Source organism: Dactylosporangium maewongense, from assembly GCF_039531485.1.
Classification (GTDB): domain Bacteria; phylum Actinomycetota; class Actinomycetes; order Mycobacteriales; family Micromonosporaceae; genus Dactylosporangium; species Dactylosporangium maewongense.
Genome location: NZ_BAAAQD010000002.1, coordinates 1 through 14920, shown reverse-complemented (window position 1 = coordinate 14920; position 14920 = coordinate 1). Strand labels below are relative to the sequence as shown.

The following is a 14920-nucleotide window of genomic DNA, read 5'->3' as shown; positions in this document are numbered from 1 at the left end:
TCCTCGTTCCGGTCCATACCTGTGCACCAGGTACGACGCTCGCGAGGTTGAGTCTATTCCACTCAAGTCTTATCGTGCAGCGACAGCGACCCTCGACCACTCACAATTCTTGTCTCTCACCTCGCACAGCCACACCTCACCCGACTGCTGCGCGGGGTAGCCGAGGATCGTCGTCTCCGACAGCCGGCGCAGCCGGAAGACCAGCCGGCCGCCCTGGTCGCGGGTGCGCCGCTCGCTGTCCACCGTCCAGACGCCCTGACCGCTGGCGACCAGCAGCAGGCCGCCGGGCAGGACCTCCGCGCTGTACACCTCGGCGACCTCACGCATCGCGCTCGCCTCGACCCAGGTCCCGCCCTCGGTGCGGCGGGCCGCGAACTGGTTGGCGGCGAGCCATACGTCGGAGCCGTCGGGGGCCACCACCACGTGCGGCTCCACGCCGCTCTGCTGCGGCAGCCTGGCGGTGCCCTCGGCGTGCCAGGTGCGGCCGCCGTCGGCGCTGCTCCAGACGCTGACCGTGATCATCGGCGGGACGCTGCCGGAGGTCTCGACCGACTGCGCGGTCAGCCACAGCTTGCCGTCCGCCTGCGCGACCAGGCTCGTGAAACGCTGGTTGCCCGACGGGTGGCTGGGCAGCGCCACGCGCTTGCCGTCGTCGGTGAGCTCCATCGGCTGGCGCGCCGCGCAGTCGACCGTGCCGTCGAGGCAGCCGACGCTGAAGCGCGGCTCGGTGAGGTTGAGCTCCGGCGGCGGCGGATTGAGCGGGTACTGCTTGAACGTGTGGCCGGTGTCCTTGGAGACGTACCAGCCGCCGGGCGCCGTGCGCAGCAGCAGCACGTTGCCCCGGCCGAGACGCATCTCGACCTCGGTGGCGTCGTCGAAGGGCACCTTGCGGGGCACCCACGACTGCCCGCCGTCGAGCGTGATGACCAGGCCGACCTGGCAGGCCTGCCCGTTGACGCACGTGCTGAACAGGGCATACCCGGTGTCGGCGTCGGCGAACTCGACCGCGCGCGGCGAGGTGCCCTTCGGCACCTGGACCACCGACTGCCGGTTGTGCGGGTCTTCCGAGCCGGCCGGGGCCGGCGCCTCCTCCTGGTAGGACACGTCCGGCGCCGGGTCGTCGGCCTGCTCCTCGCCGGGGCCGCAGGAACCGGCGGTCAGCGTCATGAACAGCGTGACGGCCAGGGCGGCGGCCAGCGCGCGACGCTTCCCCGACGCCACCTGCTTCACCACCGCCACCTGCTTCGCCACCGCCGCCTGTTTCACCACCGCCACCGCAGGAACCTCCGCTGGTAGCGCACCTTGACGCTGCTGCGCTTGACCTGGCCGCTGATGCGGAACGCGACGCCCGGCCCGGACGGCTCGACCTTCGACCGCACGTTGCTCGCGTCGGCGTCGATGCTGTCGAGGTCGGCGGCGGCGCCGGCGGGCAGGATGAGCTCGACCGAGCTGGACTGCGCGTCGAGCGCGATGTCCACGGCGGTGGCACTGAAGATCGCCTCGGTGAAGTCGATCTTCACCGACCCGGACCGGGTCGAGATCGACAGCAGGCGGGGGACGGTCCAGCGGCCCTGCCGCTTCAGCGCCGACGCCCGGTTGCGGATCTCGACCAGCTTGGGCGCGGTCACCTGCTGCACGGGAAGGTCGATCACATACGGCTCGACCTCGCCGAACGTGCGGGAGCGCAGGACGCCGTCGACGCGCTCCTCGAACTCCGCGAGGGTGAGCCGACCCTCGGACACCGCCGTGTTCAGCTGGGCCACAACCCGCTCGCGCTCCGCGTCTGAGATGCGCATGTCGCGATGGTCCGTGCTCACGACGACACTGTAGACCCAGGCGAGATCCATTGATATAGCCCTGAACCGGGGCGACTTTTCACCATAAAGCCACCCGTATGGCTGTATCCGGAGAGTAACCGGTCCCTTCGGCTCTTCCGCAGTCGCCAGGTGGCGGGCTAAGTTGTCGCCGACTCCAGGACCTCTGGCGATCACATACCCGCTGGCCACGGGAGCTGACAGTGAGCGTGCAACAAGCGGGATTCCGGGGCTTTGCCAATCCGGTCGACCCTACTCCAGCCGAGCTGCGTGCCTGGGCCTACCACCCCGACGCGGCGGTGCTGCAGACGATGCCGCCCGACTGGGACCTCCTGGTCGCCGGCGACCGGCTGATCGGCACGCTGTTCGACCTGGCGATGGACCCGGCCTGCCCGGCCCGCCGGTTCGCACTGCACTGCCTGTACATCTACGCCGCCGACGGAATCCGCACGCACTTCCGGGCCCACCCGAAGCGGCGGCTGCGCAAGTTCGTCGAGCAGGCCGAGGAGCAGGGCGACGAGCTGCTGACCACCTGGGCGCACAACGCCCGGATGCTGCTGGCCCGGCCGGAGCTGTTCGAGTATCACGACTGGTGCGAGGGCGGCCTGACCCGCGCACCCCGCAGGATCAGCTGAAAGGGCGCCGTCAGCGACGGCGCCCCCTCATTGACCACACCCTGCGAGCATCCGGTCAGCCCTCCGGATGACCACACCATTCCCTGCGCACCTGATGCCCTGCGGCGGGGAACGGCAAACACGCTATTTCTGCGAAGGCCGCCACACCACCAGCGCCGTCGGGTGCTGGTTGGTCGGCACCAGGTCGCGGCGCGGGAAGCCGGCCGCCTCCAGCTGCGCCAGCCTGGTCCGGGTGCGGATCAGCTCGTCCTCCAGGTCGGCCACCCGCTGGCGCAGGTCACCGACGAACCCTTCCAGCTCGATGATCCGCTTGATGCCGGCGAGGTTGACGCCTTCCTCCTGGCTGAGCCGCTGCACCTCGCGCAGCAGCGCCACGTCGCGCTCGCTGTAGCGGCGGCCGCCGCCGGACGTGCGGCCGGGCTGCACCAGCCCCATGCGGTCGTACTGCCGCAGGGTCTGCGGGTGCATCCCGGCCAGCCGGGCAGCGATCGAGATGATCAGCACCTTGGCGTCGGAGACCGCCTCGAAGCCGATGAAGATCGCACGCTCGTCATCGTCATCGTTCATAGCTGCTGCGCTCCCGTGCGATCGCGTCGAGCCGCTCCCTCGGAGCCGGCGGCGCCGCGGCCGCGTAGTCGGACAGTGCCTGCCGGGCGGCCTCGCTCAGGTCCGCCGGCACGTGGACGTCGATCGTGACGAGCAGGTCACCGACCTTCCCGTCGCGCCGGGCGACCCCCTTGCCGCGCACCCGCAGCGTCCGCCCGCTCGGGGTGCCCGGGGGCACCCGCAGCGTCACGGCCGCGTCGAGGGTCGGCACCCGCAGGTCGGCGCCGAGCGCCGCCTCCGCGAAGGTCACCGGCACCGTCAGGGTCAGATCGTCGCCGGTCCGGCCGAAGACCGAGTCGGGACGCACCCTGATCAACACGAACAGATCGCCGGCCGCGCCACCACGCGTGCCCGGCTCGCCCCGACCGCTCAGGCGGATCCGCTGACCCTCGGCGACCCCCGGAGGGATGCGCACGTTGATCGTGCGGGTCTTGGTCACGCCGCCGCTGCCCACGCACTCCGGGCACTTCTCGTCGACGATCGTGCCCACGCCCTGGCACTCGCGGCACGGCTCGGTGAAGCTGAACGAGCCCTGGTTGCTGCTGACGACACCCTGGCCGCGGCAGTTGGGGCAGGTCCGCGGCGTGGAGCCGGGGGCCGCGCCGTTGCCGTGGCAGGTCTCGCAGGTGCCGGGCGTGCGCAGCGTGATCGGCAGCGTCGCGCCCTGGACCGCGTCGGCGAAGTTGAGGACCACCTCGGTCTCGACGTCGCGTCCGCGTCCGCGGCGGCCGGGCGTCCCACCGGGCGCGCCGGGTCCGCCGCCACCGGAGAAGATCGAGCTGAACAGGTCGGAGAAACCCGCACCGCCGAAGCGGCGGTCGCCACCGACACCCGCCCCGGCGCCGGCGCCGGGGCCGGCCCCGCTGCCCTGCGCGCCATTGGCGAACAGGTCGGAGAAGTCGAAGCCGGGCCCGCCCGGGCCGTGGTTGCCGGCCCGGGCGTTGCGCCGGAACGCGCCCGCGCCGAAGAGCGACCGCATCTCGTCGTACTCCTTGCGCCGGCCCGGGTCGGAGAGCACGTCATACGCCTCCGACACCGCCTTGAACCGCTCCTCGGCCGCCGCGTTGTTGGGGTTGCGGTCGGGGTGCAGCTCGCGCGCGAGCTTGCGGTACGCCTTCTTGACCTCGTCGGTGGTAGCGGATTTGGTGACGCCCAGAACCGCGTAGAAATCCTTTTCCAACCAGTCCTTCGAACTCATCGCGCCACCTCCTCCAGGCGTCTCTTACTCCGGGTCGGCAACGGCGACCAGGGCCGGTCGCAGCAGCCGCTCGCCGAGGAGGTAGCCGCGCCGCATCACGTCGATGCAGGTCGGCTCGCTCACCTCGGCCGAGGTCAGGTGGGCCACCGCCTCGTGACGGGTCGGGTCGAACGGATCGCCCTTCGACCCGAAGACGGTCAGCCCGAACTTCGTCAGCGCCGCCGTCAGCTGCTCCGCCACCGCGCCGAACGGCCCGACCAGGTCGCCGTGCTCGCGGGCCCGGTCCAGGTCGTCGAGCACGGGCAGCAGCGCGCCGAGCACGTTGCCGGTGGACTGCTCGACCACCAGCGCCCGGTCGCGGTCGACCCGCTTGCGGTAGTTGGCGTATTCGGCGGTGACCCGCTGCAGGTCACGGGTGCGCTCGTCGAGGTCGGTGCGCAGCGCGGCCAGCTCGGCACCGAGGCCGTGCTGGTGCGCGTCGTCCGTGGTGCCCTGCGCGGCGGCCTCGCCCGGCTCGCTGACCGGCGGCGCGTGCACCGTGAACGCCTCGTCCACGATCTCGCCCTCGACCGGTGTCTCGTCGGCCGCTTCCGCTTGCACCTCTGCCTCTTCGGTCTCCTCGACCGCCACTTCGACCTCCTCCGCGGTGTGTCCGGCGTCGGGTGTTTCGACCGGCTTGCTGTCGGCCGACACCTTCCGCTTGTCCTTGATCACAACGCGCTCCGCCGGCCCCTCCGGGCCGGCGGCGCGGGCTTCGTCGGTCACTTCTTGTCGCCCTCGTCGATGATCTCGGCGTCGACAACGTCATCCGGGCCGTTTCCGGCGGTGCCGGCCGTGCCGGCCGTGTCGCCGCCGCCGAACCCGGCGCCGGGAGCCTCGCCGCCGGCGCTCTGCTGCCGCTGCTGCTCGTAGAGCGCGCTGCCGGCCTGCTGCGAGACCTGCGCCAGCTTCTCGTGCGCCGCCTTGATCCGCTCGGTGTCGTTGCCGCCCAGCGCGCTGCGCAGGTCGCCCAGCGCCTCGTTCATCTGGTCGCGGGCGTCGGCCGGGATCTTGTCACCGGACTCGGCGAGGAACTTCTCGGTCTGCCACTGCAGGGCCTCGGCCAGGTTGCGGGTCTCGGCCTCCTCGCGGCGACGCTTGTCGTCGTCGGCGTGCTCCTGCGCGTCGCGCATCATCCGCTCGATGTCGTCCTTCGGCAGCGCCGAGCCGCCGGTGATCGTCATCGACTGCTCCTTGCCCGTGCCGAGGTCCTTGGCGGACACGTGCACGATGCCGTTGGCGTCGATGTCGAAGGTGACCTCGATCTGCGGCACGCCACGCGGCGCCGGCGGCAGGCCGGTCAGCTCGAAGGTGCCGAGGCGCTTGTTGTAGGCCGCCATCTCCCGCTCACCCTGGAAGACCTGGATGAGCACCGACGGCTGGTTGTCGTCGGCGGTGGTGTAGACCTCGGAGCGCTTGGTCGGGATGGTCGTGTTGCGCTCGACCAGCTTGTGCATGATGCCGCCCTTGGTCTCGATGCCCAGCGACAGCGGGGTGACATCGAGCAGCAGGACGTCCTTGACCTCACCCTTGAGGACACCGGCCTGGAGGGCGGCGCCGACGGCGACGACCTCGTCCGGGTTGACGCCCTTGTTGGGGTCCTTGCCGGTGAGCTGCTTGACCAGCTCGGTCACCGCGGGCATACGGGTCGAGCCGCCGACGAGGATGACGTGGTCGAGCTGGCCGACCTTGATGCCCGCGTCGCGGATCGCGTTCTCGAACGGGACCTTGGTGCGGTCGAGCAGGTCCTGCGTCATCCGCTGGAACTCGGCGCGCGACAGCTGGGTGTCCAGGTGCAGCGGGCCGTCGGGGCCGGCGGTGATGTAGGGCAGGTTGATCGAGGTGGTGGTGGCGGCGGACAGCTCGATCTTGGCCTTCTCGGAGGCCTCGCGCAGACGCTGCATCGCCATCTTGTCGGCGGACAGGTCGATGCCGTGCTGGCCGCGGAACATCTTCACCAGGTGGTCGATGACCCGCTCGTCCCAGTCGTCGCCACCGAGGTGGTTGTCACCGGAGGTCGACTTGACCTCGACGACACCCTCGGCGAGCTCCAGGACCGACACGTCGAACGTGCCACCGCCGAGGTCGAAGACCAGGACGGTCTGCTCCTTCGGGCCCTTGTCCAGGCCATAGGCCAGGGCGGCGGCGGTCGGCTCGTTGACGATGCGCAGCACGTTGAAACCGGCGATCTCGCCGGCCTCCTTCGTGGCGGTGCGCTGCGAGTCGTTGAAATATGCCGGCACGGTGATGACCGCGTCGGTGATCTGCTCGCCGAGGTAGGCCTCGGCGTCGCGCTTGAGCTTCATGAGCACCCGCGCGGAGATCTCCTGCGGGGTGTACTTCTTGCTGTCGATGTCGATGGCCCAGTTGGTGCCCATCTCACGCTTCACGGAGCGGATGGTCCGGTCCGGGTTGGTGACCGCCTGGCGCTTGGCGACCTCGCCCACCAGCACCTCACCGTTACGGGCGAACGCGACGATGGACGGCGTCGTGCGCGCACCTTCGGCGTTGGCGATGACGCTGGGCTCGCCGCCCTCCAGGACACTGACCACCGAGTTGGTGGTTCCGAGGTCGATGCCGACCGCACGTGCCATAGCTGCTTGACCTCCAAGAGACAGTCGGTGCGAGAGCCCCGACTGCGAAGTTGAGTGACTGTCACTCAATAGTGCCATGCAAGTCACGATCGTCAAGTCCAACCTTGAGTGAGATCGACGCAACTTGTCACACCCGGGGCCGCCGCTGTGGTACGTCATGGGTGAGATTGCGCTGGGTGACATCGATGCTTACGGCCATTGCATGGCGCTCGACAGCGACATCGTGCACGCTTTAGCAGTGACCACACAGGGCGAGTCGGTGTCCGCCCGGTCGGCGGCTGCCAGCCCTTCAGCTGATGGCCCGTCCGCCGGTCGGCCCCCACGCGCCCGGGAGCCGGAGCGATCCGGACTGGCCGACCTCGTCTCGGCGCTCGTCGATCTCCGCGACCTCGGCAAGGAGACCCGGTTCGCGCTGCCGCTGCCCAGCGCCGAGCGCGCCACCGCGGTCGCCGCCGCCATGGTCGGCCAGCTCGACGACTATCTGCTGCCCAGGCTCGACCGGCTCGACGCGCCGCTGCTGGTGGTCGTCGGCGGCTCGACCGGCGCCGGCAAGTCGACGCTGGTCAACAGCCTGGTCCGCACCCCGGTCAGCCCGTCGGGCGTGCTGCGCCCCACCACCCGGGCGCCGGTCCTCGTCTGCCACCCCACCGACATGTCGTGGTTCGCCAAGGCCAACGTGCTGCCTTCGCTGACCCGCACCAGCGGCGCGAGCAGCGATGCCAGGACGCTGCAGGTCGTGTCCGCCCAGGCGCTCAGCCCCGGGCTGGCCCTGCTCGACGCGCCCGACATCGACTCCGTCGTCGACGCCAACCGGCAGCTCGCCTCGCAACTGCTCGCCGCCGCCGACCTCTGGCTCTTCGTCACCACCGCCGCGCGGTATGCCGACGCGGTGCCGTGGGGCATGCTGCGCACCGCCCGTAACCGGGGCACCGCCATCGCCCTGGTGCTCGACCGGGTGCCCGGCGGCGGCGCGGCCGACGAGATCGGCCCGCACCTGACCGGGATGCTGCAGGAGCAGGACCTCGGCGGGGTGCCGCTGTTCATCCTGCCCGAGGCCCGGCTCGACAGTCAGGGGCTGCTCAGCGAGGCGCAGGTGGCGCCGCTGCGCGACTGGTTCGGCAAGCTGGCCCGCTCCGCGGAGGCGCGCGCTGCCGTGGTCCGCCAGACCGTCGGCGGCGCCGTCGACGCGCTCACGATGGACGTCGGCGTGCTCGCCTCGGCCGCGGAGGACCAGGTCACGGCGGCGAAGTCGCTCGACGACGCGGTCCGCGGGTCCTACCGGGCGGCCGCCTCCTCGGTCGAGCAGGGCATCCACGACGGGGCGCTGCTGCGGGGCGAGGTGCTGGCCCGATGGCAGGAGCTCGTCGGCACGGGCGACATCATGCGCGCGCTGCAGGCCCGGGTCGGGCGCGCCCGCGACCGGGTCGTCGCCGCCGTCACCGGCCGGCCGGCGCCCGGCGAGCGCTTCCAGGAGGCAATCGGCTCGGGACTCGCGATCCTGCTCAAGGGCGCCGCGACCGACGCCGCCGAGCGGGCCGGCGCCGCCTGGAAGGCCCACCCCGCGGGCGCCGCGCTGCTGACCGCCGCGCCCAACCTGACCCGCCCCTCCGACGACCTCGACGAGCGGATCGCCCGGCTCATCCGCGACTGGCAGCGCTCGGTCCTCGACCTGGTGCGCTCCGAGGCCGGCGACAAGCGGGTGCTCGCCCGGGCCAGCGCCTATGCGGTCAACGCGACCGGGCTGCTGGTGATGGTCTCCGTCTTCGCGGCGACCGCGTTCATCCCGACCGGGCTGGAGATCGTGGTCGCCGGCGGCACCACCGTCACCGCGCAGAAGGTGCTCGAGGCGATCTTCGGCGACCAGGCGGTGCGGTCACTCGCCACCCGGGCCAGACAGGACCTGCTGGAGCGGGTCACCGCCCTCTTCGACGAGGAGGCCGGCCGCTACCGCAGCGCGCTGGCCGGTGCGGGGATCGACGACGACTACGCCGGCCGCCTGCGCGCCGCCAGCACCGCGGTGCAGCTCGCCCGCGCCGACGTCCGGCTGGAGCCGCAGAAATGAGCTTGGTGGACAAGATCAAGCAGGTGATCCCGCGGCAGGGCGGCGCGGTGGACGCCGACCAGCTCGCCGACCGGGTGGAGGCGCTGCGGCGGTTCGTGCAGGCGGCCGAGGACCACGTGCCCGACGCCAGGCTGGTCACGGCCCGCACGGTCATCGACCGGGCCGGCGAGCGGCTCGCGCTGTCCAGGGCGCACACCGTCGTCGCGCTCGCGGGCGCCACCGGCAGCGGCAAGTCCAGCCTGTTCAATGCGCTGTGCCGGTTTCAGCTGTCGCGGGTCGGGGTGCGCCGCCCGACGACCGGCGTCGCGCACGCCTGCGTGTGGGGCGCGCAGGGCGCCGGGCCGCTGCTCGACTGGCTCGGTGTGCCGCCCAACCGGCGCTTCACCCGCGAGAGCGCGCTCGACGGCGAGGACGAGGCCGGCCTTCGCGGGCTGGTGCTGCTCGACCTGCCCGACTTCGACTCCATCGAGGCACGGCACCGGCTGGAGGTCGACCGGCTGCTGCGCCTCGTCGACCTCGTCGTGTGGGTGCTCGACCCCCAGAAGTACGCCGACCGCGTGGTCCACCAGCAGTACCTCTCCCAGTTCCAGCGGCACCGGGACGTGACGGTCGTGGTGCTCAACCAGGCCGACCGGCTCAACCGCACCGACAGCGAGCGGCTCGTCGCCGACCTGCGCCGCCTGCTGGAAGCCGACGGGCTCGGCGGCGTGCCGGCGTTCCCGACGTCCGCGAAGGGCCAGCCCGGCCTCGACACGCTCCGCGCCACGCTGGAGCGCACCGTCGCGCAGCGCCAGGCCTTCCTGCAGCGGCTCGCCGGCGACGTGAGCGGTGCCGTCGGTGAGCTCGATCCGCTGGTGGCCGCCGATGTACGGGGCGAGCGCATCCAACCCGCCGCGATCGACCGCCTCGCGGAGTCCCTCGCCACAGCGGCCGGGGTGCCGATCGTCGTCGCGGCGACCGAGCGCACCTACCGGCACCGGGCCGCCGGCGTCCTCGGCTGGCCGGTCGCCCGCTGGGTCCGCCGGCTGCGACCGGATCCGTTGCGGCGCCTGCACCTGGACCAGCCTGCCGGCAGTACACCTGCCGCATCGTCACTGCCTGAATCGAGCGCCGCGCAGAAGGCCGCGGTCGCGCTCGCGTCCCGAGAGGTCGCCGAGCAGGCGGGCGCGGAGCTGCCGGAGCCGTGGCCGGCCGCGGTCACCGCCGCTTCCCGCGCACGCCTCGACGACGTGCCCGACGCGCTGGACGTGGCGGTCGCCTCGGCGGACCTCGGCATGGACCGCAAACCGTTCTGGTGGCGGCTGGTGGGGGCGCTGCAGTGGCTCGGCGCCGCGACCGCGCTGGTGGGGCTGCTGTGGCTGACGGTGCGGGCGGTCTTCGCGTTCCTCGGGCTGCCGGACGTGGCGGCGCCGCACGCCGGGCGGCTGCCGGTGCCGACCGCGCTGCTCGTCGGCGGGCTCCTGTTCGGGGTGCTGCTGTCGGTCGTCGTCCGTCCGGTCGTGGGGATGGCCGCCCGCCGGGCCAGGGCGCGCGCCGACCGCCGGCTGCGGGCCGCGATCGCGCAGGTCGCGGACGTGCACATCGTCGCGCCGATGCGTGGGGTGCTGCGCTCGTACGATGACGCGCGTGACGCTTTACGCGCCGCCGCCCGCTGACTTCGTCCGCCGCGCCGGTTTCTCCGTGATCGCCCTGGTCAACGTCGCCTGGGGGGCGTGGGCCGTGGTCTTCCCGGAGCGGTTCTTCGCCACGTTTCCCGGCTTCGGGCTGCACTGGACGGCCGCGTACCCGCCCTACAACCAGCACCTGATCGTCGACCTGGGCGCCACGATGCTCATGATCGCGGTGCTCTGCGGCGGCGCGGCCGTGCTCGACCGGCCCGCCACCAGCTGGCTCGCCGGGGTGGCCACGGCCGTCTTCGGCACCCTGCACTTCGGCTTCCACGCGCTGCACGCCGGGCACATGGGCGCGACGGATCGGGTGCTGAGCCTGTTGAGCCTGGTGGCCGGGGCGCTGGTGCCGCCGGCACTGGCCGCGACCCACTTGGTTTCTCTGCGAAGGCAGCGCTGATGGATCTGGACTTCTTGCGCGCACACCCCGGGCAGCTGCCCGTGTTCATCAAGCACCAGCGGATCCGCGAGACGCCGGTGCCGGGCGGGTCGATCTGCACCGCGCAGCGGCTCACGCTCGACGACGGCAGCTCGATCTTCTGCAAGTCCCTCGATGACCCGCCCGCGGGGTTCTTCGCCACCGAGGCCGCCGGTCTGCGGTGGCTTCAGGAGGCCGGCACGGTGCAGGTGCCGTCGGTGATCGCCGAGCTCCCGGCCATGCTCGCCCTCGAGTGGATCGAGCACGGTGAGGCGACCCCCGACGGGGCTTCCTCGCTGGGGCGGCAGCTGGCGGCGATGCACCGGGCGGGCGCGCCGTCGTTCGGGGCCGCCTGGCCCGGGTTCATCGGCACGGCGCCGCTGCCCAACGACCCCTCCGACGGGCCGTGGGGACCGTGGTTCGCGGAGCGGCGGCTGCTGCCCTTCCTGCGGACGTCGATCGACAACGGCGCGCTGACCGGCTCCGACGTGGCCGATGTGGAGCGCGTGATCGCCGGCATCTCGTCGTACGGTGGCGACGAACCGCCCTCTCGAATCCATGGCGACCTGTGGCCGGGCAACGTGCTGTGGGACCGGTCCGGCGCCGGGTGGCTGGTGGACCCGGCGGCGCACGGCGGGCACCGGGAGACCGACCTGGCGCTGCTGGGGCTGTGGGGCGGGGCGCCGCACCATGACCGGATCATGGCCGCGTACCGCGAGGCGTGGCCGCTCGCCGACGGCTGGCAGGACCGGGTGGCGTTGCATCGGCTGTACCTGCTGCTGGTGCACACGGCGCTGTTCGGGGCGGCGTACCGGGAGTCGGTGCGGTCGACATTGCGGGCACTCTGAACTGTCAGACCCCTGGGGTACCGTTTCCGGCATGAAGCCTTCGGAGCCACCTGGTGCCGGTCTCACCGACCGCCATGGCCGTGTGGCTACCGACCTTCGGGTCTCGCTGACCGACCGGTGCAACCTGCGCTGCACCTATTGCATGCCCGCCGAGGGCCTCGACTGGCTGCCGAGCCCGACCCTGCTCACCGACGACGAGGTCATCAGGCTGATCGGGGTCGCGGTCATCCAGCTCGGCGTGACCGAGGTCCGGTTCACCGGCGGCGAGCCGCTGCTGCGCCGCGGGCTGCCGGGGATCGTGCGGGCCGTCGCCGCGCTGGAGCCGCGCCCGAGCACCATGCTGACGACCAATGGCGTCGGCCTGGCCCGCCTCGCCGGCACGCTCGCCGAGGCGGGCCTCGACCGGGTCAACGTCTCGCTCGACACCATCGACCCCGCCAGGTTCCAGACCCTGACCCGCCGTGACCGGCACGCCGACGTGCTCGCCGGGCTCGCCGCCTCGGCGGAGGCCGGCCTGGTGCCGGTGAAGATGAATGCGGTGCTGCTGCGCGGGGTCAACGACGACGAGGCGGTGCCGCTGCTGCGGTTCGCCCTCGACCGCGGCTATGAGCTGCGGTTCATCGAGCAGATGCCGCTGGACGCCGGGCACACCTGGCGGCGCGAGGAGATGGTGACCGGCGAGGAGATCCTCGCCCGGCTGCGGGAGTCGTTCGACCTGCGGCCCGACCCCGTCCTGCGCGGCGGCGCTCCCGCCGAGACCTGGCTGGTCGAGGGGCACACCGCCGTCGGCGGCGGACCCGCGCGGGTCGGTGTGATCGCGAGCGTGTCGCGCCCGTTCTGCGGCGCCTGCGACCGCACCCGCCTGACCGCCGACGGCTCGGTGCGCTCGTGCCTGTTCAGCCAGGAGGAGACCGACCTGCGCGGCGCGATGCGTGGCGGCGCCACCGACGGCGAGCTCGCCGACCTGTGGCGCAAGGCGATGTGGGCGAAGCCGGCCGGGCACGGCATCGACGACCCGACGTTCCTGCAGCCCGCCCGTCCCATGTCAGCGATCGGGGGATGACCGCGGTGCTGCTCGTGCGTTACTTCGCCGGGGCCCGCGCGGCCGCCGGCGTGCCCGAGGAGAAGGTCGAGGCGGCGACGCTCGGCGAGCTCATGGCCGTGCTCACCCACGACCGGCCCAGGCTGGCGTCGGTGCTCACGGCCTGTTCGTTCCTCGTCGACGGCACGTCCTGGCGGGACCGCGAAGCGGCCCTGCCGTCGACGGCGACGGTCGACGTCCTTCCACCGTTCGCGGGCGGCTGACACGTGTTGTTCATCGCACTGTTCCTGGTGGTCGTGCTGCTCATCGTCTTCGGCATCCACTGGTATCTGTGGAAGCGCCTGGTCAAGGACGTCTTCACCACCCGCCGCGGCCGCAGGATCGGCACGCTGGTGGTGGTGCTGCTCGGGATCCTGATCCCGGTGACGCTGGTCGGCTCGCGGGTGCTGCCGCTGAAGCAGCAACCGATCCTGGCGTGGCCCGGATTCCTGTGGCTGGCCCTGATGTTCTACCTGCTGGTGACGCTCGCGCTGCTGGAGCTGCCCCGGCTCGCCCTGCGCCCGTGGACCCGCCGCCGCCCTGTGGATAACTCTGTGGAAACCACTGCCGGGCCTGTGGACAGAAGTCCCCGACCTGTGCAGGAGACTGTGGACGCGGGCGGGCGGGCTGTGGATATCGGCGCCGCCGCCGGGCCGGCACAGGCTGTGGACAACGGCGAGCTCGCCGAGGTCGTGGACGAGCGGTCGGCGGCGGAGCCGCTGCCGGAGGCTGTGGACAGCAGGCACGACCCCTCACGGCGGCTGCTGCTCGGGCGGTCCCTGGCCGCGACGGCCGGGGTGCTGTCCGTGGGCGCGGTGGGCATCGGCACGTGGCAGGCGAAGAGCGCGCCGCAGCTGAAGCGCGTCCCGATCCAGCTGGCGAAGCTGCCGGCGAGCATGTCCGGCTTCAAGATCGCCCTGGTATCCGACATCCACCTCGGCCCGCTGCTGGGCCGCTCGCACACCGAGCGGATCGTCCGCATCATCAACTCGGTCGACGCGGACGTCGTCGCGATCGTGGGGGACCTGGTCGACGGTTCGGTGGCCGAGCTGGGCCCCGCGGCGGAGCCGCTGCAGGACCTGCGGTCGCGGCAGGGCAGCTTCTTCGTCACCGGCAACCACGAGTATTTCTCCGGCTACCAGGAGTGGATCGACGAGGTGAACTCGCTCGGCGTGCGCGTGCTGCGCAACGAGCGCCTCGACATCCAGGGCCTCGACCTCGCCGGCGTCAACGACGTGACGGGCTCCGACGTGGGCGACGGGCCGGACTTCGCGAAGGCCCTCGACGGCCGCGACGCCTCGCGCCCGGTCGTGCTGCTCGCCCACCAGCCGGTCCAGGCCCACGACGCCGCCAAGCACGGCGTCGACCTGCAGCTGTCGGGCCACACCCACGGCGGCCAGATGGTGCCCTTCAACCTGCTGGTGGGCCTGGAGGCCCCCGTGGTGTCCGGCCTCGGCACCGTCGACGGCACCCAGGTCTACGTCACCCGCGGCGCCGGCTTCTGGGGCCCCCCGGTCCGCTTCGGCGCCCCACCGGACATCTCGGTCATCGAGCTGCACCGCGCCTAGCTCTGCGCCCGGAACGGCGGGCCGAGACGAGACGGCTAGGCGAGCGCCAGGCTAGGTCGTGTCTCTTGGATCTCTGGTGGTGAGGTCGCGGAGCCAGATTTTGATGATGGCGACGTCGATGGCGGCCAGGTACATGAAGGCACGTTTGTCGTAGCGGGTGGCGGCGGCGCGGAACTGTTTGAGTTTGCTGACCGCGCGTTCGACGGTGTTGCGTTCCTTGTACCGTTCGGTGTCGAACGCGGGTGGCCGGCCGCCCGCGGCGCCGCGTTTGCGGCGGTTGGCCTGCTGGTCGACGCGTTCAGGGGTGGTGGCGGCGATCCGGCGGCGACGCAGGTCGGTGCGGATCGCCTTGATGGAGTACGCCTTGTCGCCCAGGATCCGGTTGGGTCG

General features: G+C 72.0%; 15 protein-coding genes. 8 read left to right on the top strand and 7 right to left on the bottom strand.

Going from position 1 to position 14920, the window contains the following annotated elements:
- Window positions 1–69: 69 nt before the first annotated feature.
- Both ABD332_RS06925 and ABD332_RS06920 read right to left on the bottom strand, forming a co-directional pair.
- Window positions 70–1275: a sialidase family protein gene (locus tag ABD332_RS06925; RefSeq protein ID WP_344500792.1), complete on the bottom strand. Its 1206-nt coding sequence runs from the start codon at window positions 1273–1275 to the stop codon at window positions 70–72.
- A complete protein-coding gene (locus ABD332_RS06920) occupies window positions 1263–1817 on the bottom strand; it encodes a DUF1707 SHOCT-like domain-containing protein (RefSeq protein ID WP_344500790.1) in 555 nt (184 codons plus the stop codon). The genes ABD332_RS06925 and ABD332_RS06920 overlap by 13 nt, the downstream gene beginning before the upstream one ends.
- 200 nt (window positions 1818–2017) lie before the next feature.
- Here ABD332_RS06920 and ABD332_RS06915 point away from each other — a divergent pair, with 200 nt between their 5' ends.
- A complete protein-coding gene (locus ABD332_RS06915; RefSeq protein ID WP_344500788.1) occupies window positions 2018–2449 on the top strand; it encodes a hypothetical protein in 432 nt (143 codons plus the stop codon).
- Window positions 2450–2572: 123 nt separating this feature from the next.
- Here ABD332_RS06915 and ABD332_RS06910 read toward each other — a convergent pair whose 3' ends face one another.
- From ABD332_RS06910 to dnaK, 4 genes are read right to left on the bottom strand one after another with little or no spacing between them, the layout of a single operon-like run.
- Entirely contained in the window at window positions 2573–3016 is a 444-nt protein-coding gene (locus ABD332_RS06910; protein WP_344500786.1) for a heat shock protein transcriptional repressor HspR, read from the bottom strand.
- Entirely contained in the window at window positions 3006–4253 is a 1248-nt protein-coding gene (locus ABD332_RS06905; protein ID WP_344500784.1) for a DnaJ C-terminal domain-containing protein, read from the bottom strand. The genes ABD332_RS06910 and ABD332_RS06905 overlap by 11 nt, the downstream gene beginning before the upstream one ends.
- A 24-nt stretch (window positions 4254–4277) precedes the next feature.
- Window positions 4278–5018: a nucleotide exchange factor GrpE gene (gene grpE / locus ABD332_RS06900; protein ID WP_344500782.1), complete on the bottom strand. Its 741-nt coding sequence runs from the start codon at window positions 5016–5018 to the stop codon at window positions 4278–4280.
- Complete coding sequence (dnaK, locus tag ABD332_RS06895) at window positions 5015–6886, bottom strand: molecular chaperone DnaK (protein WP_344500780.1); 1872 nt, start codon at window positions 6884–6886, stop codon at window positions 5015–5017. Before dnaK ends, grpE begins: the two co-directional genes overlap by 4 nt.
- Window positions 6887–7124: 238 nt before the next feature.
- Between dnaK and ABD332_RS06890 the strand changes: the two genes are divergently transcribed.
- Genes ABD332_RS06890 through ABD332_RS06860 form a run of 7 tightly spaced genes read left to right on the top strand, consistent with a single transcriptional unit; the run spans window position 7125 to window position 14530 of the window.
- Window positions 7125–8948 (top strand): dynamin family protein, encoded by a 1824-nt coding sequence (locus tag ABD332_RS06890; RefSeq protein ID WP_425552138.1) that lies wholly within the window; start codon window positions 7125–7127, stop codon window positions 8946–8948.
- Window positions 8945–10603: a GTPase family protein gene (locus ABD332_RS06885; RefSeq protein WP_344500778.1), complete on the top strand. Its 1659-nt coding sequence runs from the start codon at window positions 8945–8947 to the stop codon at window positions 10601–10603. The genes ABD332_RS06890 and ABD332_RS06885 overlap by 4 nt, the downstream gene beginning before the upstream one ends.
- Complete coding sequence (locus ABD332_RS06880) at window positions 10575–11015, top strand: hypothetical protein (RefSeq protein WP_344500776.1); 441 nt, start codon at window positions 10575–10577, stop codon at window positions 11013–11015. Before ABD332_RS06885 ends, ABD332_RS06880 begins: the two co-directional genes overlap by 29 nt.
- On the top strand, window positions 11015–11881 hold the full coding sequence (locus ABD332_RS06875) for a fructosamine kinase family protein (protein ID WP_344500774.1): 867 nt from the start codon (window positions 11015–11017) through the stop codon (window positions 11879–11881). The genes ABD332_RS06880 and ABD332_RS06875 overlap by 1 nt, the downstream gene beginning before the upstream one ends.
- A 31-nt stretch (window positions 11882–11912) precedes the next feature.
- Window positions 11913–12944, top strand: a complete 1032-nt coding sequence (gene moaA / locus ABD332_RS06870) for a GTP 3',8-cyclase MoaA (protein WP_344500772.1) — start codon at window positions 11913–11915, stop codon at window positions 12942–12944.
- The gene (locus tag ABD332_RS06865; RefSeq protein ID WP_344500770.1) at window positions 12941–13186 is read left to right on the top strand and encodes a MoaD/ThiS family protein; all 246 of its coding nucleotides are present in this window, start codon (window positions 12941–12943) and stop codon (window positions 13184–13186) included. The genes moaA and ABD332_RS06865 overlap by 4 nt, the downstream gene beginning before the upstream one ends.
- 3 nt (window positions 13187–13189) lie before the next feature.
- Window positions 13190–14530 carry a metallophosphoesterase gene (locus tag ABD332_RS06860; RefSeq protein WP_344500768.1) on the top strand — a complete coding sequence of 447 codons (1341 nt, stop codon included), beginning with the start codon at window positions 13190–13192 and terminating at the stop codon, window positions 14528–14530.
- A 51-nt stretch (window positions 14531–14581) separates the two neighbouring features.
- On the opposite strand, the gene ABD332_RS06855 is transcribed toward ABD332_RS06860, so the two are convergent.
- On the bottom strand, window positions 14582–14920 hold a 339-nt coding region (locus tag ABD332_RS06855), incomplete at its 5' end, for a transposase (protein ID WP_425552137.1).